We start from the raw sequence: 22,170 nt of genomic DNA on the forward strand, positions 1-22,170 counted from the left end.
CCCGTCAGTCCGCGATCTTCAGCACGAGCTTGCCCTGGTTCTCACCACGGAACAGGCGCATGAGCGTGTCGGGGAACGCCGCCACGTCACCGGACACCACGTCCTCGAGTGACTTCAGCCGGCCTTCCTTGCGCCACGTGGCCATCCGGGCGATTCCCTCGGCGTATCGGTCGGCGTAGTCGAAGACCACCATGCCCGTCATGGTGGCCCGGTTGACCAGCAGCGACAGATAGTTCGCGGGGCCTTGCGGCTTGACGCTGTTGTACTGGGAGATCGCGCCGCAGACGACGACTCGGGCGCCGCGTGCGAGCCGCAGCAGTACGGCGTCCAGGACGTCGCCGCCGACGTTGTCGAAGTACACGTCGACGCCGTCCGGGGCGTGGGTGCGCAGCGCCTTGCGTATGTCCTCGTTCTGGTAGTCGATGGCGGCGTCGAACCCGAACTCGTCCACCAGCAGCCGGCATTTGGCCTCGCCGCCGGCGATGCCGATGACCCGGCAGCCCATGATCTTGGCGATCTGGCCGACGACGCTGCCGACCGCTCCCGCCGCGCCGGAGACGACGACCGTCTGTCCCGGCTCGGGACGCCCGATGTCGATCAGGCCGAAGTAGGCCGTCAGCCCCGACATGCCGAGGGTGCCGAGATATGTCGGGAGGGGGGCCGCCGCCGGATCGACCTTGATCACATCTCGGCCGTCCGCCAGGCAGTACTCCTGCACGCCGAACGACCCGGACACATGGTCGCCGACCGCGAATCCGGAGTGCCGTGAGTCGATCACGCGCCCCACCGCGCCGGCGCGCATGACCTCGCCGATCTCCACGGGGCGGATGTAGGACCTGCCCGCGTTCATCCAGCCGCGCATCGCCGGGTCGATCGACAGACAGAGCACCTGCACCAGGAATTCCCCGTCGCCCGGTTGCCCTACCGGCTCCGTCACGTGCTCCCAGTCGGTGGGCCGCGGCTCGCCCACGGGTCGGGCGGCCAAGCGCACCTGGTGGTTGGTTCGGCTCATCTTCGGCGGCTCCTCAGTCGGACGCGGTGACTCTGGTTCGGGACATACCATCCGGTCGGTATGGCTCGTGAGCGTACGGGCCCGATGGGTGTGGGGCAAGAGATGATCGGCCCGGGACACGGAGCAGGTTTCACATAGGGCGCCGCCAGAGGTCGGACGCACGGGTTCGCTGGGCATCCGGACAGGGAGCAGCTGTACGACGGGTAGCTACGAGGGGTAGCTACGACCAGTAGCTACTACAAGGAGGGTCGACGCCATGGGTACCGCCGTCCACGTGCCGCAGACCCGGGACATGATCGGGGAGGAACTCTCCGGTGACGAGGCGTTCGCCGCCCTGCGCCACTACGGGGGACTGCGGCTGCTGGCCGACTCCTTCACACGGTTCCGTTACGCGGACGGGTTCACCAACGCGCGGGCGCTGGCCTTCCAGGTGGTGCTCGGGCTGGTTCCCTGCACCGTGGCGCTCGTCGGCCTGGCGACATCGGTGCACACCGAGGTCGTGGGCCGGGTCATCGAGGACACGCTCGGCCGGCTCGTGCCGGGCGCCAGTGCGGGGATCGTCGAGGACGCCTTCGAGGGGACGCGGCGCACTGCGCACGGCGACGTCTGGAGCACGCTCGCGCTGTGGCTCGGTCTCGCCTTCGCGCTGCTGAACCTCGCCTCGGCCATGGGCCAGATCGAGCGCGGCGCCAACCGTATCTACGGCATCGAGCGGGACCGTCCCTTCCCGCGCAAGTACGCGCGGGCGATGGTTCTCGCGCTCGCCGCCGGTCTGCCCCTGGTGCTGGGGTTCGTCGTGCTCGTCGCCGGCGAGGCCGTGGGCGACGCGGTGGCGGACACCACCGGCCGGGAGGGCGGCGGGCCCCAGTGGTGGGGTGCGCTCGACATCCCGGTGGGGCTCGCACTGGCCTGGGTGGCCTCCGCCGTGATCTTCCGCTGGTCGCCGCGGCGCGTCCAGCCCGGCTACACATGGCTGGCCTTCGGCTCGGCCGTGCACCTGTTGCTGTGGGTGTCGGCCACCTGGCTGCTCGCCCTGTACGTCAAGGAGAGCGGTGCCTTCGGCGCCGTGTACGGGCCGCTCACCGCCTTCATCGCCCTGCTGTTGTGGGCCAACCTCACCGCGGTCGCGCTCTTCCTCGGCATCGCGTTCGCGGCCCAGCTGGAAGCGGCCCGCGCCGGCATCGAATCAGCTGTCCGGCCGGACCCCGGACCGGGCAGGTGAGGCCGAGCGGCCAGCCTGCCGTTCCCCCTGACGAGGGATCACGGTGGTCTGCAGGCATAGACCTTTCGGCGCGGGGCACTTGGATCTCTGCTCGCGCTGCTCTGTGCCGATCAGCGGCGTGAGCCATCTATGCAGCCTGTTCCTCGCGGCGGCGTCGGCCGCCTGGCGAGCTGTGCTTGGAGAGAGGAATCGCCATGCTCCTTCCGGCTGAGAAGGAACTGCGTGCCGCGCTGGCCCGGTTCGCCGAGGCGCGCATCGCCCACGACGTGCTTCCCACCGGCCGCACCAGCCGCGCTCTCGAGGACGCCACGCACACGCTCTGCGTGATCACCGGCGCCCGCACCGCCGAGGACGCCCTGCCCGCAGCGGACGCACTGCTGCACGGGTACCGCGCCGACCGTGAGGGCCCCACGCGAGACGACACGACGCTGGCGGCGTAGGAGGCCCGGACCTGTGTCACGAACCGGCGGCTCTCGTCGGACGGCATGGGAGGTGACGAGTCCGCCCGCTCCGACGCTGAGATCAACGTGATCATTGACGTGACGTACGGGGAGGGCTGGGACTCCGCCTCCCGTACGGTCCTCGGAGCCATCAGCCGGAAGCTCGCCGCCGAGAGGGACGCCGCGGGCGAGCAGTACACCGTGGTGCTGCGCGAACAAGGGCGCCCCCAGCCGATCGCCGTGCTCAACATCGCATGGGCATACGACTATGCCGGCGTGTGGGCGTACGACGAGCAGGGCCGCCGATTCCGTGAGTTCGACCTGCGCCGCCTGGAACCCGGCCGGCTCTTGTGCCGCCACATCGCGCAGTGGCGCTACGCCACCGAGGCACTGAAGGAGTTCGCGGACGACGCGGGGCGCGTCCTCATCGACCTCTACCCGGACGGCACGGGCCGGAAGGTCTCCCAGCCGAAGGGCGCCCTGGGCAGCTCGCTGCACACCCTGGCCGACGTCACGGACGAGCAGCGCTGGGTACCGGTCTCGGCCTTCGGCGACTGGGCGTGGGCGGTGGCCCTGGTGACCGGCGGACTCGCAAGCGACGTCGGCCTGCGGGACGTACCGGAGGAAGCTCCTCGGCGAGACGGCACCACGCAGGACCAGGAGGAGGACGGCCGTGCCACCGCCCCCGGGTGGTGCCCGCCCCGCTCTCTGCGTCCCCGCCACCTCGACGAGATGTTCCTGCCGGGGACCCGTTTCTCACCGCCGGACAGCCATGCGACCGGCCCGTACGTCGTCGAGCGGATCATCGATGCAGGCCTGCTGCGGCTGCCGACCGGTCGCGTCGTCGCCTGCGATCCGGGCTGGCGGACTCCCGAGGAGCCGTTCACGGTGGCCGTACGTCCTGGCAGCTACCGCATGCAGATCGCGACCGCGGCCTACCCGGTCGAGCACTGGGGCAAGGCGCTGCACATGGAGGGCTTCACCGGGGCGCGCATCCTCGTCTCCGAGGAGCCCACGGCTACTTGGGAGTTGGCGCTGCGGCCCGGTGAGGACCCGCGGATGCTTCGGGAGGGTGAGTTCTACGGCTTCGGCGTGGACAGCGGCACCGGTTGCTTCGTCGACGCCGCTGCGGCCGACAGGCTCACCGGCGGCGAACGGACGGTCCCGGACCGCGACAGCGCCGACGGCATCTTTGCCCTCGACGACCCGGAGTCCGGGGGCAACCTCATCGGCTACCCGAGCGGGATGGGAGACGGCTCCTATCCGGTGTGGATCGGCCGGGACGCCGACGGCGAGGTCACCTGCTTCGTCGCCGACATGCTGACCCTGAGCCGTCAGGACCTGCTGTCCGGTCGAGACCGGCAGGACGCGTAAAGCACGCGACCATCAGCCGAACTCTTCGGCGAGCGCGACGATGACGCCGCCGGGTCGCGGACGTAACAGATCATGCTGGTCTCCTCGGCAGGATGCGACCACGGCCGCCGCGTCCGCCCCTGGGACGGAGCCGACAGGCCGTTCCCGACATCTTCCGCCACATCTCCGCGCCCGCCTTCCCGACCGCAACATCGCCCCCAGTCGCTCGCCCGGCCGGTGGGGGGTCGTGGAACCGAAGCGCCGGGGCGAGGGGACGACCCCCGCTCCGCCACCACCGATCCTGCTCAACACCCGCCCCGCAGACGTCCGTCACCGGTCGTGACGTCGCCCCGCCGTGCGGATGAGTCTGCCGGTGCGGCGATACCTCTTACGAGGCAGGCGACCACGAGAGCGGAGCTGAACCAAGGCGTGTCCGAGGGATCGCGTGACCGAGCCGGGCACGGGACGACCTGGCCGCCGACATCGGAGCCGACCTTCGGCTGGGCGGGATCCGGGGTGCCGGACCCTCTCACGTCACTGCGGCCAGGGACGGGCGTGTGTGCTGGCCGCGCCGATCGCCGCCCGCGCCGCCCGTTCGACGAGCGAGATCCCGCTTTCCATCGTCGGGTTGCCGTCACTGAGGACCGACACGAGATACCGGCGGCCGTGGACCTTGACCTGGCCGACACTGTTGATGACCCACAGGTCGGTCGTGGTCCGCCGCAGCCAGCCGTTCTTGAGGGCCCATCGGGAGCCGGGGGAGCGGGCGGCGGACACCCCCCAGTCCTGGTCGTCCGTGATGCCGCCCATCAGGTCCCCGATGGAGGCACGGGACGCCTGGGTCAGCCCTCTGGGAGCGGGCGGAGCCCATCGGCCCTCCGCGAAGACTGCGCGCAACAACTTGACCTGGTCCGTTGCGGTGGTCCGGGTGAGGCCCCAGCTGTTGCCGCCTTGCGTCGAGGAGAGCCCCAGCCGCTCGTTCGCCGCGTCGAGGCCTTCCGCCCTGCCGATCGCCCGCCACAGGACGTTCGCCGCTTCGTTGTCGCTCGTCCGGATCATCTCCTCGGCGTAGCGGCGCTCCGCAGATGTCAGCTCGCGGCCCTCGTCCTGAGCCTGGAGCAGCAGCGTCGCGAGGATGTTCACCTTGCTGATGCTCGCAGTGACGAACGTCGCGTCCTCGCCGTACGACGTGATCTGCTGGTAGGCGCTGTCCAGGTCGACGACCGCCACCGCCAACCGCGTGTCGCCGTCCGGCAGAACCGGCCTGAGAGCACGCGTGAGAGTGGCACGCAGGTTCTCGCGCGGAGGCGCCGCCAGTCCGGGGGCCGGCGCGCCCTCCCGCGCGGAGGGCGCCCGCGCCTCGCGGGGCATGCCGGTGGCGGAACAAGCGGCGAGCGACGCCACGACCACGGTGGCGGCGCAGGCAGCGCAGACCCTCAGGGTGCGCGCGAGGCGGTCGTTTGTCGGGTGCATCCGGTTGGGCTGTCCGTCGGGCATGGCAGGGCAGGCCTCGGTGTTCCTGTCGGAGAAGGTGGAGAGCAATCAGAAAATATGACAAACCGGATTCAGTGACAGGGATTGAGATCTGGACCGGCGTGTCATGCCGCTCGCCCCCGCCTGGTGTGCCGCCCGTCGGCGGCTGCCCGTCGCGCACCTTCGGCTATTGCCTTCGTCGTCATCCATTGCAACGCCACGTTGCATTCAACGACACGGTCATTGCATCAATTTGCCGTCGCTGTGCTGGAGATATGTGTTTCGGGCGATTGACGCAATGATGAATGCAACGTAGCTTTCGAGCTGCGTCAAACACGTAATATCGCGAGATGAGGAATGGTCATGAGCGAGTCCCTGCACACCGTCACGACGCTTCCGACGGCGCGTCAGTCCGGCTGCCCCTTCGACCCGCCGGCAGAGTTGCTCGAAGCCCGCGGGCACGGCCCCATCAGCCGCTACACGCACCCCGGCGGAAAACCCGGCTGGCTGATCACCGGCTACGACCTGGTCCGGTCGGTCCTGGCCGACCCGCGGTTCAGCTCGCGCAAGGAGCTCCTGAACGTGGGCGACTTCGAGGTTCCTCCGGCGCCGCCCGGCGAGTTCCTCCTGATGGACGAACCGCAGCACGGGCGCTACCGCAAGCCGCTGGTGGGCAAGTTCACGGTGCGGCGGATGCGGCTTCTCACCGAGCGCATCGAGCAGATCACAGCCGACTGCCTGGACGCCATGGAGAAGACCGGGCCGCCGACCGACCTGGTGACCGCGTTCGCCAAGCCCATCCCCACCATCGTCATCTGTGAACTGCTGGGTGTGCCTTACCAGGACCGGGGCTCGTTCCAGGAGCAGATCGACACGTTCATGGGAGGCGCGACGAGCGACGAGGAACTGATCGCGGCCTACACCGCGACGCAGGAATACCTCGCCCGACTGGTGGCCGCCAAGCGCGCGCACCCCACCGACGACGTGCTCAGCGAACTCACCGACAGCGACCTCAACGACGAGGAGCTGAAGGGGATCAGCCTGATCCTGCTGGCCGCCGGCTTCGACACCACCGCGAACATGCTGTCCCTCGGCACCTTCGCGCTGCTGCAGCACCCGGCACAACTGGCTGCGCTCCGCGCCGACCCCGCGCTCACCGACAGGGCCGTGGAGGAGCTGCTGCGGTATCTGAGCGTCGCCAAGACGTTCATGAGGACGGCCCTCGAGGACGTCGAGCTGGGCGGCCGGACCATCGAGGCCGGCACGACCGTCGTCCTGTCGTACAACACCGCCAACCGCGACCCCGAACGCTTCGCCGACCCCCACGCGCTCGACCTCCAACGGCCCGACACCGCTGGGCACCTGGCTTTCAGTCACGGCATCCACCAGTGCCTGGGTCAGCAACTGGCCCGTGTCGAGATGCGGGTCGCCTTCCGCGCGCTGGTCGACCGGTTCCCCACACTGCGTCTGGCCGTACCGGCCGAAGAAGTCGGCCTGCGACCCGAGACGGCGGACATCTACGGCGTGAAGAGCCTCCCCGTCACCTGGGACAAGGAGTAGCCATGAGAACGACGCACCTGCGCGTCGACCGCGAGCGCTGCATCGGCGCCGGGATGTGCGCCCTGACCGCCCCCGAGGTCTTCGACCAGGACCCCGACGACGGCCGCGTGCTCCTGCTGCACCCCGAGCCGCCGACCGCCCATCGCGCGGCCGCGCAGATGGCCGCCGGAGTGTGCCCCTCCGGGGCGATCACCTTCCGCGCGCCGGGGTCCAGCACTGCCTGACGGCGACGCCCCCGCACTCGGACTGAGAACCACGCGCCGTGCGTCGGCGGGGGCGCTCGCGTGCACCGCGCACGGTGTGCATCCGTGGAACAGGCATCACGCTTCCTGCCCGGTGGTTGCCATGTACGTGTCGACGACCGTCTCGGCGACCACTTGCGGGGCAGGACCCTTCAGTCCACCGGATGCCCGGGCTCAATGGAGAGGGCATCCGAGAGCCGCAGCAGGGGCGGGCCGTCGGCCTTCGCGCCCTCGCTGTACTGCACGGGATCCAGGACGAAGCCGACGTGGTCGCCGCCGTCGATCTTCTGCTCGATGCTCCCGACGAACCACGCGCACGCATCCTGCAGGACGGAGGCCCCGCCGTGCCCCCGGGTCCAAGCCGCACGCGCGAACTTGTCCACCTGATGACCGGTCTCGCCACCGAACAAGGCGGCGAGTTCCTGCTGCTCCCGGGTCAGCAGATGGACGGCGAGGAAGTCGGCCGCACCGGCCACTTCATAGGTCCGGTTGACCTTCGACAGCCACACCACGAACCGCACCGGCCGGATGGAGCACTGCGAGGCGAACCCCACGAGACAGCCCGCCCGCTCGTCGCCCTCCGTGGCCGTGACCACGTACATATCGGGGTCGAGTCTTTCGGTGAACGCGTCCATGCCCACCATATTCACGTATTCGTAGTCGCAACGGCCGCTGAGGCTGCGGTGCGTGTGCCGGCCATCCTGGACTCGTGATCGGGAGATGGCGGTCGCGGGACGGCGGTACGCAGCCGGCAGCGGGTGCGGACCAGCCGGCTACATCGTCGGCCGTACCGTCCGAGAGGCAGGCCTCAGCGCTGGGCGATCGCGGCTTCGGCCGCCGCCTTGATCCGGGTGCCGAAGGCGTCGGCATCCTTGCGGGCGGCGGCGAGCGCCAGGCCCACCAGGAGCTTGCCAACGCCGTGGCCCTCCAGCACGTTGTGGATTCGGACCCGGGTCCTGCCTCCGGCCAGCGACTCCAGGTCGTAGCCGCCTTCGCGGGCCGTGACGGTGTTCTTCGACACCTCGGCCCAGCGGATTCGCACCGGCGCTTCGAGGTCGGTGATCCGGAACTCCCGGGAGGTCTTCATCCCGGCGTCCTTGACCGTGCTGCGGAAGACGGTACCGACGGTGGTCGGTGCGTCGGGAACCCGCTCGATCTCGAGAACTCGCGGGCTGAACTGCGGATCGTTGCGTCCGTCGGCGAGGTAGTCGAACACCGCCTCGACAGGACGATCGACCTCGACCGTCGCTTCAAACTGTCCTGACATCAGCGCTCCTCCATCGCCTGAGCCGCAGCAGCATGACCACGGCTCCCCGGGAAACGTCCGCCGGACCGTCGGGCCGTGGGGAACTGCTTCGTACGTACGCCGGCGGCGCCGCCCGTCCCGCCGTATCGGCACCGTGACCCTATGGGACCACCGAGCATCCCGCGAGGCGAGGAACGCAGCGATAGTCCACGAGCGCGTGCGCGCGTGACATCCGCGCGGTGCCCCAGTCCGGGCGGACCACCCACGTCACCGACAGCGGCGCGGCAGCCGAAGCGCTACGCGACCGGTCTTCGACCGGGAGACGCCCGAACAGGGCAACAGCAGCATTGCCGTGCGAAGCATCGACCGCCCGAAGCACCGGCGAGCTTCGTCACCCATCCCCTGCGACCACACAGAGCTCCCCGCTTACGCGTGGTGGCACAAACTGCCATCACGGCAGAATATGTCGGCCTTCCGTCGTTCACTGCGATGTCGGTCCGTGCGCACAGCATCCGGCTCATGAAGAACCTGATCCGCGCCGGTGCCGCCTTCGCGCTCACCGCTGCCGCCGCCTCCGCCACGGTCACTCCGGCCGCCGCCCACACGTCGACGACGCACCGCATCCCGTTCACCGCCGCCACAGTGACCGCCGACGGCGACGGTTCGTACCGCATCGTCTGGCAGGCGCCCGGCGTTCGGAAGGTGACCGTCATGGCCGGCGGGAAGGTCGTCGCGCGTGGTGGTTCACGCGGTGATGTCACCGTGCGGGATCTGGCTGCCGCCGACCGGCAGTGGTTCGACCTCGTTCCCGACCGTGGCGGCTCGCTCCACCTGGCCGACCGGCTCATCGAGCTCGACGGCGCCGTCAACTTCCGTGACGCGGGCGGTTACCGGACCAGGGACGGGCACTGGGTGAAGATGGGTGAGGTGTACCGGTCCGACGCCCTCAACCATCTCTCCGACGCCGACCTCGCCAAGCTCGAACGCCTCGGCATCGACGCGGTGTACGACCTGCGGACGGCGTCGGAGCGAACGGCCGACCCGGACCGTGTGCCGGCCGGCGCGACCTACACCGTCGCCGACGTCATGGGCGACTCGGACGCCATCACCATGCCGCGCACCGAGGCGGAAGCCGTCCGGATGATGACCGACATCGAAAAGGTCATGGTCAGCGCCGACTCCGCGCGCACCGCCTACACCACGGTGTACAGCGGTGTCGTCGACGACGACCAGGCGGGCGTCCTCTACCACTGCACTGCCGGCAAGGACCGCACGGGCTGGTCCAGTGCGGCTCTGCTCACGGCGCTGGGCGTGCCCCGTGAGACGGTCATGGCCGACTACCTCGCCAGCAACACCTACCGTGCCGCCGTCAACGAAGCCACCCTCGCGGCGCTGCCCGCCGAACAGGCCAAGATCTACAAGACCCTCCTCGACGTCCGCCCTGAGTACCTCAACTCCGGGTTCCAGGAAGTAGGGGACGACTACGGCTCCTTCAACGCCTACCTCCGCGAGGGCCTCGGCATGGACGGTCGCGAACTGCGCGCCCTCAAGAACGACCTCCTGGTCGGCTGATCCCCAGGCAGGGACGCGCCTTCGTCAAGTGGAGGGACCTCCGCACGGAGCTGATCGCGGCCGCCCACCCCAACGGCTGACCGCCGGCCAGCGACTCGACGCGCTCGACCAGTCCACTACGACACGGCGCTTCAGGTGGCCTCCGGCGCAAGTCGTGCCGGGGCCACCTGAATTCGTCCAGCAGATAGTGAATTTCCTCTGCGGGGGCCGCTTATGGCTGCGCGCTGGGGGAGCGTTCCGTAAACGGACGAGGACGGTACTGGCTGCAATTGCCGACTCTCGGATGGGAAGTCCCAACAGAATTTCTACAGAATTCGCTGAGCGTGACGCCGGAACTCGTAACCCTGGAACGGCAATTGCGGTATTACGGCGGCAGCGAAGTAAGTCGGCGGCCGAAGTCTCACTCGCGCTCACGGAGATACCTCTCCAGCTCCGCGGCCCCGGTCAGCATCGCTCGCCCGCGAGCGGACAGCCGGGTGCGCCAGTCGCACAGCGCGGCCTCCAGCGGCTCCAGACCGCCGGCCGCCCGCACCTGGGCGATCAACGGGGCGATCTGCTCCAGCAAGTAGCCGCCCCGCCTGAGTTGATGGGCCAGCCGGGCGTCCCGCACGTCGGCCTCGTCGTAGAGGCGGTACCCGGTCTGCGGGTCACGGCGCGGGCTCACCAGCCCGACGCGCTCCCACTTACGCAGCGTCGCGGGCCGGATTCCGAGGTCCTGTGCCAGCGACCCGATGAACATGGCGCCGGGCCCGGACGCCGCGGCTGACACGGGTCCCCCTGCGGGCTCGACCGGCGCATTGGGTTCCAGGTCGCGGAGGGCGTCTTCGACTGCCTGGAGGGTCCGCCGGTCGTCGAGGAGCTGGGCGTGGCTCTCGTCGATGAGGCGGAACGCCTCGTCGTCCGCGCCCTGGTTCACGGCCCGCATGATCGACGTCGCCCGCTGGTGGCCGTGGCCGGGCACCAGGGCGAGAAAGGCACGCAGGGCCCCTGCGTGCAGCGAGGTGTAGGTGCGGTAGCCGTGCGGTGTGCGACCGGCGGTCGGGAGGATGCCGGCCTCCTCGTAGTTGCGGACCGCCTGCGTGGACAGACCGTGCCCGCGCGCCAGGTCAATCGGCCTGAGCTGCTCACCGGTTTGAAGGTTTTGCCCCATGCCCCTGCCGATGTCGCGAGAAACTTTCAACCGAAGGTTCAACGATACCGTTGAAGGCATGGCGACTCACACCAAGGAATCCCTCCATGCCTTCGAGGCTGCGGCCGTCATGGGACTGCTGCCCACCCGGCCCCGGCTGCTGGCCCTGGGCGAGCCCACCCACGGCGAGGACACTCTGCTCGAAATGCGCAACGAGCTCTTCCGGCAACTCGTCGAGCAGGAGGGCCACCGAACGATCGCGATCGAGAGCGACTGCATGATGGGCGTGGTCGTGGACGACTACGTCACCTCGGGCAGGGGGACTCTCGATGAGGTCATGAAGCACGGGTTCAGCCACGGCTGGGGCGCCTTCGCGGGCAACCGCGAGCTCGTGCGCTGGATGCGCGCCCACAACGAGGGCCGGCCCGCGTCCGACCGAGTCCGCTTCGCCGGGTTCGACGGCCCGCTGGAGATCACCGGCGCTGCGAGCCCCCGACGGGCCCTCACCGCACTCCACGGCTACCTGGCGGCCCAGGTCGACGCGGATCTGCTCCCCTGCACCGCGCAAACGCTGGACCGACTGCTCGGTGCCGACGAACGGTGGACCGACCCCGCCGTGATGACGGAGCCGGCGCGGTCCGTGGGGCAGTCGGCCGACGCCGGACGACTGCGGCTGCTCGCCGACGATCTGACCGCGCTGCTGGACACCCAGACTCCGCACCTGCTCACGGTGACCTCGCGGGACGAGTGGGACCGGGCACGCCTGTACGGGCGCACTGCCAAGGGCCTGCTGCGCTACCACCACTGGATGGCCGACACCACACCGGCGCGCATGACCCGCCTGTGCGCAGAGCGGGATCTGATGATGTCCCACAACCTTCTCGCCCTCGCCGCTCGCGGCCCGGTATTCGTCCACGCCCACAACTCCCACCTCCAGCGGGAGAAGAGCACGATGCAGATGTGGGAGGGCCCCGTGGAGTGGTGGAGCGCCGGTGCGTTGGTGAGCGCTCAGCTCGGCAAGGAGTACGCCTTCGTGGCCACGGCCCTCGGCACGATCCGACACCAGGGAGTGGACACCCCGTCCCCCGACACCCTCGAAGGGCTCCTGTACGAGCTCCCGGACGACCGCTACGTCATCGACGCCCCGCGCCTGGCCACCGCTCTCGGCGACACACGGCCCGCGCTGCGCGAATCCCCCTGGTTCGGCTACGCACCCTTCGACCCGGCCCGCTTGGCGGACAGCGACGGCATCGTATTCGTCAAGGACGTCCCGCACGGCTGAGGCCGGCGAAACCGGACCTCAACGACGCCCAGCGCGACCGCGCGGCGACCGCGCTCGCCCGCCGGCTGCGCGAGGTGACTCTCCTGGTCAACGACTTGATCGAACTGGCCCGGGACGAGGGACCGGACCCGCTGATCGAGGACGTACGGCCGGCTGACGTCGTGGCGCATGCCGTCTACGCAGCCCGCGACCACCAGCCGGCCGTGCCCTTCGCGCGCTCGGCCGACCCCGAAGTGCGCACCGCCACGGTCGCCGGCGTGCCGGCCCGGCTCTCCCGCTCGCTGTCGAGCCTGGACAACGCCGGTGGCCATGGCCCGTCAGATCGCCCCCGCACACGACGCCGAGCTGACGGCCGAGCACGCCGCCGGGGAAGGGGTGCTCTTCCGGCTCCGGGTTCCGTGTCGATGCGCTTGACGCTGCGGCGGCCACGGCGACGGAGTCCACTTGTGCGGCAGTGGTCGGCGGTATGTGCCGTACGGCTATACGAGGTTGCGGTCCGGCCTCGAACGCCACTGAGGACGTTGCCGGGCCGGCCGGCCGTGGGTTGAACCGCACATGGACGATCGGTTCGCAGCGCTGGACGGAGCGCACCAGACCCCACCCGATCCCGCGGGCTGCCCCTACTGCGCCTGTCTCCTGGCCGCACACCCGGCTGACGGTGCATCTCCCGAAGCAGACCAGTGGGAGGTCGGCGACAACTTCGGGAGGTGGCTGCGCCTGTGCATGGTGCTCGTCGCAGGGGTGAGCGTCGTACTGACGTTGTCCGGAGCGTGGGCAGGATGAGCTGCGCACCCATCTGAAGACAGTCGCAGCCGCGGAGTCGAACCGGGGGTTGGCACGTCGGACGCCCGAGGACGACGACGTGCTACCAGCCCTTCTCCTCGGCCGCTGCGAGAGCGGCATGGGAGAACGCCGAACCGGCGCCGCTCCCTTGCTGCCGCGCGCGGGCGGGACCGCCGCGGCCGTCGCGATGACTGCCACGGTCGCGGCGGACGACATCAGGGCCCGCGGTACGCGCCCCAGGTGAAACCGTGGGCGCGGAGACACCGGGTCGCATCCACGTCGAGTGAGCGTTCGATGCTGAGGTGTGACTGGGCGTCAGCGACCGGAGGCGCCGGTGCCGGCTGCCTCCGCGGTGACGGGCGTGAGGGCTGGAGATCCGCTCCGGCCGATCCGCCGGGCGAGCGGTACCAGGGCGATGGCGAGCGCGCCCAGCAGGCCGGCCAGGGCGAACGTGGTGAAGCCCCAGCTCTGGTTGCCGTTGTTGGCGAGCGCTCCGATGAGCCAGGGCCCGACGACGGCGCCGGTGCGGCCGACTCCGGTGACCCAGCCGAGGCCGGCGGCGCGTTCGCTGTCGCGATAGACGGTGTTGGTGGCGGCGTAGACCATGACCTGTGCGCTGAACAGGAACACGCCGGTGACGGCGACCACGATGTACGTGGCGCCCAGCGGCAGGTGGGACTTGAGCAGCAGGGCGCCGGCAGCCGTCAGGACGAACCAGATGGCTGACACGCGTACCGCGCCGAACTTGTCGGCCGTGCGGCCGGCGATGAGCAGGCCGATGATGCCGCCCGCGTTGATGACCATGAGGAAGCTGACGGAGGAGTTGAGGCCGTAGCCTTCGGCCCGCATCATCTGCGGCAGCCAGGTGCTCACGCCGTAGACGAGGAGCAGACCGCTGAAGGAGGCCAGCCACAGCAGCGGCGTCGCCCAGCGGGAGTCCGGATGGAACAGGGCCCGTACGGCGGCCAGTCGGCCCGCCGCGCCGGCGGCCGGGGCGGCCACCGGCGTGGGCCGGGGCAGCCCAAAGCGGTCGGCGACGGCGTCGGCCTTCTCGCGTTCACCACGTGCCAGCAGCACGCCGGGAGACTCGGGCAGCAGCTTCAGCAGCAGCGGTACGACGATCACGGCCGGGAGCACACCGGCCCAGAACACCCAGCGCCAGCCAGCGGCCGGGGCGAGGGTGAGGCCGAGGCCGGTCGCTGCCATGCCGCCGAAGTGGTACGAGGTCATCAGCAGGCCGGTGGTCAGGGCGGCCCGGCGGGGCGGCGCGAACTCCATGACCATGGCCAGGCACAGCGGCATGAGGCCGCCGAGGCCGAGTCCGGAGATGAAGCGTCCGGCGCCGAAGAGGCCTACACCCGCGGCGACGGCGCAGACCGCCGAGCCGACGGAGAACAGCGTCACGCTGGCGACGAGCATCAGCCGGCGGCCGAGCCAGTCGGTGAGGTTTCCGGCGGTGAGTGCGCCGATGAGCATGCCGAACGTGGTCCAGCTGCCGATGGTGCCGGCGGTGGCCGGGGTCAGTCCGAGGCCGGCGTCGTCGAGCATGTGCGGCATCACGGCGCCATAGATGTTGACGTCCATGCCGTCGAAGAACACGGCCAGCCAGCACAGGGCCAGAACCGGGAAGACGGTGCGGAATGTATGCGGGGGGCGGGCTGCGACAGTCTCGGGGGAGCGGGGCATCTTCGTCCTTGGAGATGGGGGAGGAGCTCTGAACAGGAGGCGCCCTGTTCGCCTGGTGAAGTGTGCTTCACTGAAGGCTGGCCATGAGTCTCGGGCGGTGCCCGGCGGGTGTCAATGGCGCGGAGTGAGGCAATCCCCGGGTTGCTCGATCTCGGGTCATCTGATTGATACTTCAAGGACACCGGGGCAGGATGGCCGCGCCGACGTGGGCCGCTTCGCCCGCCGGACACCGAAGGGCCGTCCTGGCCGTTGCACGAGGAGTCATCATGAGCGGTGCCGAGTTTCCCGAGGTCATGACCGCAGCGGGTGCGCTGCGCGGCCGTCGCGAGGAGGGCCTGGTGGTCTTCCGCGGTGTCCCGTACGCGCAGCCGCCGGTGGGTGAGGCACGCTTCGCGGCGCCGCGGCCGGTGCGGCACTGGGACGGTGCGCGGGAGGCTTTCGCGTTCGGCCCGCCGCCCCCGCAGGAGCCGCTCGGGCCCGACGCGGAGCCTGCCGGCCGCGCCCCGGCCGGTGGTGACGACTGGCTGACTGTCAACGTCTGGACACCGGACACGGACGCGGCGGCCCGCCGACCGGTGATGGTGTGGATCTACGGTGGCGCCTACAAGTTCGGCTCCGCCGACGACCCCGCTTACGACGGCAGCCGCCTCGCCCGCGACGGCGACCTGGTTGTCGTCACCCTCAACTACCGGGTCGGCATCGAAGGGTTCGCCCGGATCGAGGGCGCCCCCGCCAACCGTGGACTCCTCGACCAGGTCGCGGCCCTGGAGTGGGTGCAGGAGAACATCACCGCATTCGGCGGCGACCCCGACCGGGTCACCGTTTTCGGCGAGTCGGCCGGCGCCGGGTCCATCGCCGCGTTGCTGGTGATGCCGCCGGCCCGGGGACTGTTCCGGCGGGCCATCGCCCAGAGTGTGCCGGGTACGTTCTTCTCGGAAGCGCTGGCCACGGACATCGCCGGAACGATCGCGGGTGAACTCGGACTCCAACCGACGGCGGCAGACCTGTCCGGTGTCGACCCGCGCAAGCTGCCGGCGGCGGGGGCCGCGGTGAGCGCCCGGATGCGCGAGTACGTGCACCGGTGGGGCCCGGTCGCTCTCACCCCGACGCCGTTCTCGCCGGTCGTCGACGGCGAGGTCCTGCCCACCACGCCGTGGGACGCGTTGGCGAGCGGCGCAGCCCGGGACATCGAACTGATCGTGGGGCACAACCGGGACGAGTACCGTCTCTTCCTCATGCTCGGCGGGCTGCTCGGCCAGGTGGACGACAGCCTCGCGTCCATGGCTCTGGGTGTGTTCGGCCCCACGCCGGACGCCGACAGTGCCTACCGGTCCGCGTACCCGGAGGCCTCCGCGGAGCACCTGTTCGAACTCGTCCAGTCCGATTGGCTGTTCTGCATGCCCTCGCTCCACCTGGCGCAGGCACACGCGGCCGGCGGCGGCCGGGCGCACCTGTACGAACTCACCTGGTCCGCCCCGGCGAACGGGGGCGTCCTGGGCGCCTGCCACGGCCTGGACGTGCCCCTGACCTTCGGTACGTACGGCGGCCTCGGGGCCATGCTGATCGGCCCCGTGCCCTCACCCGAGACGGAGGCGCTCTCCGCCCAGTTCCGTTCCGCCTGGACCGCTTTCGCCCTCACGGGCGACCCGGGCTGGCCCGCCTACGACACCGAGCAACGCTCCGCCCAACTCCTCGACACCGTCCCCACGGTGGCCACCTACCCGGAGGAGCGCTCCCGCCGCCTCTGGGAGCACCACACGTTCTCGCCGCTGACCCTGGTGACCTCATGACGGTCCCGTGCCGACGTCGTGGCGGCCAGGCCGGCCGAATCGGTGGCTCGTGGAACAGAACATCCTTATGCCCGTTGCATCGTTGAGCCGAGCATGAAGATCATCGCCTCCGCCGCGTTTGCCGGTGCGGTTCTCCTTACGGCCGCCATTCCCGCCTCAGCAGACGACGGACCCATTGACTTCGGCATCTTCCAGGGCGTCAACGACACCAAAGGCTCAGGTTTCTCCGACTCGAGCCCGACCTGGAGCCAGCCAAATGGCGGGTCCGGCGAAACCGTTCCGAAGTCGGCCTTGACGATGCTCGTAGACAATCTGACCGCGTCCGGGGAACAGTGACCGGAGGACCCTGACGAGAACCGAGTCCGTCGAATTCCTTACTCGACCTCTCGAAGCGCGAGGGACGGTCAGGCCTTGCCGTCCGTGAATCGGCGAACCCCGGCGCGAGACGAACGCGCCGGGGTTCGTGGACAGACTCAGTATCGCGTGGGGAACAGCTGGAGAGCGGCCTTGTTGCCGGAGACCGACTTCACCCAGATCTTCAGGTTGTTGAACTTGACGGTGCCGCCCGGGCTGGTGCTGCCGCTGAGGCTCCCGCCTGCGGCCGACATCTTCACGGATCGGGAGCTGACGCTCGTGATCTTCAGACTCCCGAACCCGAACTTGCGGCTGTCGACCTTGATGGTCCTGGGCGCCGACACGGTGGTCTTGCACCGCCCGTCGTAGCAGGGCCCGTTGGCGGCGGACGCCGCCGGAGTCATCAGGCCGAACCCGAGTGCGCCCGCCATGGTCAGCGTCACGGCAGTCGTCGCAGCCCGCCTGCCCGTACCGGCGGTGTTCACCGGACTGGCGGCTGTCAGTCGGCGGATACGGTTCACGTCATCGCCCTTCGATCGGTCGGAAACGGTACGGCGGAAGTTCCTGCCGCCGTACGGAGCCCAGACGCCCGGGGGCTCGGATCCGAGCCGGCCGGCAGGTGCCCCGCTGCACCGATTCCAGCGCCGACGTGGTTGTTCGGTAACCCGCTCCCTCGCGCTGAACAACCCTGCGGCGGGTCACGTACGGGGAGGCGTCGGCAGGCGCGCACCGGACACCCACAAGCCCCTCGGCCGCTCAGCGGGCAGTCGTATGGGCGGGTGCGGTGCCGGGATGAGGGCGGCGCCATCGGGCGGGCTGTCCCGGACACCTGAGCGGCCTCCTCTTCCCCGCTGCCCCTACAGTACGTCCGTGGAGATCAAGTGCACCCAGTGCCAGGCCGCCCCTCTGCAGCCCGGGTTCATCGAAGACAGCGGAGACCACTCGAGTGGGTTTGCCCGCTGGATACCCGGACCCCTCGAGCGGGGCATCTTCGGTGGAGCGAAGCGCTGGGGGCGCCCCAGGTACCAGATAGATGCCTACCGCTGCTCCTCCTGCGGCCACCTCGAACTGTTCGCCCCGCATGAGACCTGACGACGGACCCTGGACGGGGTACGTGGACTGCGACGGCGACGGTCCCATGGCGGGGTGGCCATGGGACCGATCGCGGCGTGGAGTGCCCTGGTCGAGAATCTGCTGACCAGCGGGCGGCCTGGTGCGGAGTCAGGGAGCGGAGCTCGCTTTCCGCACCGACAGGGATCTCGGCTCAGGCGAGGTCGAACCGATCGAGGTTCATCACCTTGTCCCACGCGGCCACGAAGTCGCGCACGAGCTTGTCGCCGGCGTCCTTGGACGCGTAGACCTCCGCGACTGCTCGGAGTTGGGAATGCGAACCGAAGATGAGGTCGACTGCGGTGGCGGTCCACTTCATCTCGCCCGTGGCGCGATCCCGGCCCTCGAAAACGTTCTCGTCCGAGGCCGAAGCCTTCCACTCCGTGCCCGAGTCGAGCAGGTTGACGAAGAAATCGCTGGTCAGCGTCTCCGGCCGGTTCGTGAAGACGCCGTGCGGGGATCGCTTGAAGCCGGTATTGAGTGAGCGCATGCCGCCGAGCAGAACCGTCATCTCGGGAGCAGTCAGCGTCAGCAGGTTGGCGCGGTCCAGCAGGAGAGTCTCCGGCGACAACTTCTCTCCCGCCCGGAGGTAGTTGCGGAACCCATCTGCCCGGGGCTCGAGTACGGCGAACGACTGCACGTCGGTCTGTTCCTGCGAGGCATCCGTGCGTCCCGGCGCGAACGGGACCGTGATGTCGTGCCCGGCGTTCTTCGCGGCCTGCTCGACGGCTGCGCACCCGCCCAGGACGATCAGGTCAGCGAGTGAGACCTTCGTTCGGCCGGTCTGTGAGGCGTTGAAGTCCCGGTGAATCTGCCCGAGGGTCTGCAATACCTCGGCCACCTCGGGGACGTCATTGACCTCCCAGTCCCGCTGCGGCGCGAGCCGGATCCTCGCCCCGTTGGCGCCGCCGCGCTTGTCGGTGCCGCGGAAGCTTGCCGCAGCCGCCCAAGCGGTCGTGACCAGCTGGGAGATGGACAGTCCCGAGCCGAGGATCATGGCCTTCAGGGCCGCGATGTCCTCGTCCCCGACCAGTTCGTGATCGACCGCGGGTACGGGGTCCTGCCACAGCTGTGGCTCCGCGATCCACGGCCCGAGGTAACGCGAGAGGGGTCCCATGTCACGGTGCAGCAGCTTGTACCACGCCTTGGCGAACGCCTCCGCGAGGTAGTCCGGGTTCTCGTGGAAGCTCTTCGCGATCGGTCCGTACACCGGATCCAACTTCAGTGCGAGGTCCGTCGTCAGCATCATGGGAGCGTGCCTCTTCGACGGATCATGAGCATCGGGCACAGTGCCCTTGGCCGAGGGATCCGTGGGAGTCCACTGTTTCGCACCCGCGGGGCTCGTCGTCAGCTCCCAGTCGTACCTGAACAGGTTGTCCAGGTAGCCGTTGTCCCACTGGGTCGGTTCGGACGTCCATGCGCCCTCGAGCCCACTGGTGAGCGCGTCACCCCCCGCGCCGCTGCCGTACGTGTTCCGCCAACCGAGACCTTGCTGCTCGATGGGGGCCGCTTCGGGTTCCGGGCCGATGTACCCGGAGTCGACCGCACCATGACACTTGCCGAAGGTATGGCCGCCGACGATGAGCGCGACCGTCTCCTCGTCGTTCATCGCCATGCGCCCGAACGTCTCGCGAATGTCCCTTGCGGCAGCAATCGGATCCGGGGTGCCGTTGGGCCCCTCAGGATTGACGTAGATCAATCCCATCTGCACGGCTCCGAATGGGCCCGTGAGTTCCCTGTCACCGGTGTATCGCTCATCGCCGAGCCAGATGTCCTCGGGCCCCCAGAAGATCTCCTCGGGCTCCCAGATGTCCTCGCGTCCGAATCCGAAACCGAATGTCTTGAAACCCATCGATTCCATGGCACAGTTGCCGGCGAAGACCAGGAGATCGGCCCAGGAGATTTTCTGGCCGTACTTCAGCTTGACCGGCCAGAGAAGACGCCGCGCCTTGTCGAGGCTTGCATTGTCCGGCCAGCTGTTGAGGGGGGCGAAGCGCTGCGCACCGCTGCCGCCCCCGCCCCGCCCGTCAGCGATGCGATACGTTCCCGCGGCATGCCAGCTCATCCGGATGAAGAGCGGCCCGTAATGACCGTAGTCGGCAGGCCACCAGTCCTGGGACGTCGTCATGACCTCGAAGACGTCCCTCTTCAGCGCGTCGACATCGAGGGTCGCGAACTCCTTCGCGTAGTCGAAGTCCTCGTCCATCGGATTGGAGCGGGACGAGTGCTGGTGGAGTACCTGAAGGTCCAGCTGATTCGGCCACCAGTCCCGGTTCGTCCTGGGCCGTGTTGCCGTGGGAGTCGGGGAGGGGATTACTGGGTTCTCGCTTTCGCTGCCGGACATGCCCGACCTTCTTCCTGTCTCCGTGATTCCTTCTGCTGCCTGGCCATGGCGCCGACCGGCTGGAAAATGTGCCGTGTCGGCGTCCGTATGGTCGCGCACCGCAGACCGCATCGCTACGAAACACGCAGAGCACCCCCGCATAACAAAAGCGCGAGAAGTGTCGGACTTCAGGGGCGGAGTTCTGTCCGAAAGAGACGGTCTACACGTCCCGGCGTGATCCCGGACCTCAGGGAGCGGCCGGAAGCCGGCTGCCTTGTACGTGGCGACAGCGCCGGCATCGGAGCCCGGGGTGCACGCCCATCGGCTCGAGCAGCCCGGGCTTCCCCGGACCGGCCGACCACACCGCCACCGCCGCGACCGCGTTGCCCTGGTCGTCGTAAGCGACCAGACACCTGGGTCAAGAGACTGTGGCGGCCGGTGGGTTCCATCGGTGGGTGCGGGGCACGTCGTGGGAGACGCCGTAGTCCTGCTTGAGCTGTTCGGGGATGGCGTAGTGCATGACTCGTCCGCGGGTGAGGGAGGACAGCTCGAGGATGGTGGTGAGGTGGCCGAGCCGGTCCAGGGCCCAGGCGCCGAGCGGGGAGCGGTCTTCGATGGTCTCGAGGATGCCCAGGAGGTGGGGCAGAGTCCTGACGACGGTGTCCCATGGGGTCTGCGGCACGTGGAGCCAGTCGGCGCAGGTGTCGCCGATGAGGTGGCGGATGAGGGCGGAGACGATCGGATCGAAGAAGGTGCCGGGCACGACCTCCTCGTAGAGGTCGATGAGGTGCCGGGTGAGGTGTGTGCCCTCCTGGGAGGGCCCCATGTGCCGGATCATGTACAGATCTAGGAACGCGCGCGCCTCCTCCAGGGTTTCGGGGACGGCGTCCTGGTCGACGCCGAGCATGGCTCCGACGACGCGCCACGCGTAGTAGTAGGCTTCGGCGCCTTCCTGTGACATGTGGATGCCGAGACGGTGCAGGCTGTCCAGGACGAGCATGGAGAAGAACATCTGCCCGCCGATCATGTCCTCCTGGCAGATCGGCGTCCCCAGTGCGGTGGTGTCCCACCGGTTCTCGCGCTTGAGGTGGTGGCGGATGGAGGCGTGCAGGAGGCGCACCTTCTGGGCGGCGGGGATGAAGCGGCTGCCGCTCTCGAAGGCGTCCGGCTGCATCAGATAGACGGTGAACTGACCCGTCTCCGCCATGCGCTTGGAGGGGTACTTGAGTCCGTGGGTGGCCGACAGCAGCTTTGCCACGTGGGGGACGAGGTAGCAGGCAGGCATGGAGGCGAAGGAGAGCGCGGTGGAAATGTGCACGTTGTTGTCGATGAAGAACAGCCGGGCCTTTTCCATTTCCGCCCAGTCCACCCAGCGCGGCGGGACGCGGGTGGCTTCGAGGTATTCCCGCGCGACATCGGGCAGCCCGTCCGGCAGCGGCGCCCCGGCGGTGGAGACGTAGCGCATCAGTGTGTTGAACGTGCCTACCTGGCCGCTTTCGAACAGTGCGGCGACGGTGGCGTCGGCCAGTTCGTCGCCGACGTGCCGTAGGGTGTCCATGGATGCCTCGGTGTAGGTCATGGCGGGGCTCCTAG

Annotated in this window: 19 protein-coding genes and 1 pseudogene; 10 read left to right on the forward strand and 10 right to left on the reverse strand. The window is 69.3% G+C overall.

Annotation, left to right across the window (positions count from 1 at the left end; translation table 11 throughout):
• Positions 1-4 precede the first annotated feature (4 nt).
• Positions 5-1,012, reverse strand: a complete 1,008-nt coding sequence (locus ACFY5C_RS32680; protein ID WP_389451107.1) for an NADP-dependent oxidoreductase — start codon at positions 1,010-1,012, stop codon at positions 5-7.
• Positions 1,013-1,268: 256 nt separating this feature from the next.
• Here ACFY5C_RS32680 and ACFY5C_RS32685 point away from each other — a divergent pair, with 256 nt between their 5' ends.
• The 3 genes from ACFY5C_RS32685 to ACFY5C_RS32695 all read left to right on the forward strand — a co-directional run bounded on the left by ACFY5C_RS32685 (position 1,269) and on the right by ACFY5C_RS32695 (position 4,048).
• Complete coding sequence (locus ACFY5C_RS32685; protein WP_389451110.1) at positions 1,269-2,234, forward strand: YihY/virulence factor BrkB family protein; 966 nt, start codon at positions 1,269-1,271, stop codon at positions 2,232-2,234.
• 194 nt (positions 2,235-2,428) lie between these two features.
• A complete protein-coding gene (locus ACFY5C_RS32690; RefSeq protein ID WP_389451113.1) occupies positions 2,429-2,674 on the forward strand; it encodes a DUF5133 domain-containing protein in 246 nt (81 codons plus the stop codon).
• Between the two features lie 45 nt (positions 2,675-2,719).
• A complete protein-coding gene (locus tag ACFY5C_RS32695; protein WP_389451116.1) occupies positions 2,720-4,048 on the forward strand; it encodes a DUF4241 domain-containing protein in 1,329 nt (442 codons plus the stop codon).
• A 513-nt stretch (positions 4,049-4,561) separates the two neighbouring features.
• Here ACFY5C_RS32695 and ACFY5C_RS32700 read toward each other — a convergent pair.
• On the reverse strand, positions 4,562-5,569 hold the full coding sequence (locus tag ACFY5C_RS32700; protein WP_389451119.1) for a serine hydrolase: 1,008 nt from the start codon (positions 5,567-5,569) through the stop codon (positions 4,562-4,564).
• A 294-nt stretch (positions 5,570-5,863) separates the two neighbouring features.
• Here ACFY5C_RS32700 and ACFY5C_RS32705 point away from each other — a divergent pair, with 294 nt between their 5' ends.
• Both ACFY5C_RS32705 and ACFY5C_RS32710 read left to right on the forward strand, forming a co-directional pair.
• Positions 5,864-7,060 (forward strand): cytochrome P450, encoded by a 1,197-nt coding sequence (locus ACFY5C_RS32705; protein WP_389451122.1) that lies wholly within the window; start codon positions 5,864-5,866, stop codon positions 7,058-7,060.
• A 2-nt stretch (positions 7,061-7,062) separates the two neighbouring features.
• Positions 7,063-7,284 (forward strand): ferredoxin, encoded by a 222-nt coding sequence (locus ACFY5C_RS32710; protein WP_389451125.1) that lies wholly within the window; start codon positions 7,063-7,065, stop codon positions 7,282-7,284.
• A gap of 170 nt (positions 7,285-7,454) precedes the next feature.
• Here ACFY5C_RS32710 and ACFY5C_RS32715 read toward each other — a convergent pair whose 3' ends face one another.
• Both ACFY5C_RS32715 and ACFY5C_RS32720 read right to left on the reverse strand, forming a co-directional pair.
• Positions 7,455-7,946, reverse strand: a complete 492-nt coding sequence (locus ACFY5C_RS32715) for a flavin reductase family protein (RefSeq protein ID WP_389451128.1) — start codon at positions 7,944-7,946, stop codon at positions 7,455-7,457.
• Positions 7,947-8,110: 164 nt separating this feature from the next.
• Positions 8,111-8,569, reverse strand: a complete 459-nt coding sequence (locus ACFY5C_RS32720) for an SRPBCC family protein (protein WP_389451131.1) — start codon at positions 8,567-8,569, stop codon at positions 8,111-8,113.
• 498 nt (positions 8,570-9,067) lie between these two features.
• On the opposite strand from ACFY5C_RS32720, the gene ACFY5C_RS32725 reads away from it, so the two are divergent.
• The gene (locus tag ACFY5C_RS32725) at positions 9,068-10,120 is read left to right on the forward strand and encodes a tyrosine-protein phosphatase (RefSeq protein ID WP_389451134.1); all 1,053 of its coding nucleotides are present in this window, start codon (positions 9,068-9,070) and stop codon (positions 10,118-10,120) included.
• Positions 10,121-10,520: 400 nt separating this feature from the next.
• Here ACFY5C_RS32725 and ACFY5C_RS32730 read toward each other — a convergent pair whose 3' ends face one another.
• Positions 10,521-11,270 (reverse strand): TioE family transcriptional regulator, encoded by a 750-nt coding sequence (locus ACFY5C_RS32730; protein WP_389451140.1) that lies wholly within the window; start codon positions 11,268-11,270, stop codon positions 10,521-10,523.
• 58 nt (positions 11,271-11,328) lie between these two features.
• On the opposite strand from ACFY5C_RS32730, the gene ACFY5C_RS32735 reads away from it, so the two are divergent.
• Positions 11,329-12,531 (forward strand): erythromycin esterase family protein, encoded by a 1,203-nt coding sequence (locus ACFY5C_RS32735; protein WP_389451143.1) that lies wholly within the window; start codon positions 11,329-11,331, stop codon positions 12,529-12,531.
• A 1,098-nt stretch (positions 12,532-13,629) separates the two neighbouring features.
• Here the strand turns inward: ACFY5C_RS32735 and ACFY5C_RS32740 are convergent.
• On the reverse strand, positions 13,630-15,000 hold the full coding sequence (locus tag ACFY5C_RS32740; RefSeq protein WP_389451146.1) for an MFS transporter: 1,371 nt from the start codon (positions 14,998-15,000) through the stop codon (positions 13,630-13,632).
• Positions 15,001-15,266: 266 nt separating this feature from the next.
• Between ACFY5C_RS32740 and ACFY5C_RS32745 the strand changes: the two genes are divergently transcribed.
• Both ACFY5C_RS32745 and ACFY5C_RS32750 read left to right on the forward strand, forming a co-directional pair.
• On the forward strand, positions 15,267-16,790 hold the full coding sequence (locus ACFY5C_RS32745; RefSeq protein WP_389451149.1) for a carboxylesterase/lipase family protein: 1,524 nt from the start codon (positions 15,267-15,269) through the stop codon (positions 16,788-16,790).
• Positions 16,791-16,883: 93 nt separating this feature from the next.
• The gene (locus tag ACFY5C_RS32750) at positions 16,884-17,126 is read left to right on the forward strand and encodes a hypothetical protein (RefSeq protein ID WP_389451152.1); all 243 of its coding nucleotides are present in this window, start codon (positions 16,884-16,886) and stop codon (positions 17,124-17,126) included.
• Positions 17,127-17,263: 137 nt separating this feature from the next.
• Here ACFY5C_RS32750 and ACFY5C_RS32755 read toward each other — a convergent pair whose 3' ends face one another.
• On the reverse strand, positions 17,264-17,665 hold the full coding sequence (locus tag ACFY5C_RS32755) for a hypothetical protein (RefSeq protein WP_389451155.1): 402 nt from the start codon (positions 17,663-17,665) through the stop codon (positions 17,264-17,266).
• A 355-nt stretch (positions 17,666-18,020) separates the two neighbouring features.
• Between ACFY5C_RS32755 and ACFY5C_RS32760 the strand changes: the two genes are divergently transcribed.
• Positions 18,021-18,236, forward strand: coding sequence for a hypothetical protein (locus ACFY5C_RS32760; RefSeq protein WP_389451211.1), 216 nt, complete (start codon positions 18,021-18,023; stop codon positions 18,234-18,236).
• Between the two features lie 172 nt (positions 18,237-18,408).
• Here the strand turns inward: ACFY5C_RS32760 and katG are convergent, their stop codons facing one another.
• The 3 genes and pseudogenes from katG to ACFY5C_RS32775 all read right to left on the reverse strand — a co-directional run bounded on the left by katG (position 18,409) and on the right by ACFY5C_RS32775 (position 22,156).
• Positions 18,409-20,598 (reverse strand): catalase/peroxidase HPI, encoded by a 2,190-nt coding sequence (gene katG / locus ACFY5C_RS32765; protein ID WP_389451158.1) that lies wholly within the window; start codon positions 20,596-20,598, stop codon positions 18,409-18,411.
• Between the two features lie 216 nt (positions 20,599-20,814).
• Positions 20,815-20,992: pseudogene (locus ACFY5C_RS32770) on the reverse strand (GNAT family N-acetyltransferase); the annotation flags it as partial.
• 3 nt (positions 20,993-20,995) lie between these two features.
• The gene (locus ACFY5C_RS32775; protein WP_389451161.1) at positions 20,996-22,156 is read right to left on the reverse strand and encodes an oxygenase MpaB family protein; all 1,161 of its coding nucleotides are present in this window, start codon (positions 22,154-22,156) and stop codon (positions 20,996-20,998) included.
• Between the last annotated feature and the right edge of the window lie 14 nt (positions 22,157-22,170).

The sequence above is a fragment of the Streptomyces sp. NPDC012935 genome, assembly GCF_042900345.1.
Classification (GTDB): Bacteria; Actinomycetota; Actinomycetes; order Streptomycetales; family Streptomycetaceae; genus Streptomyces.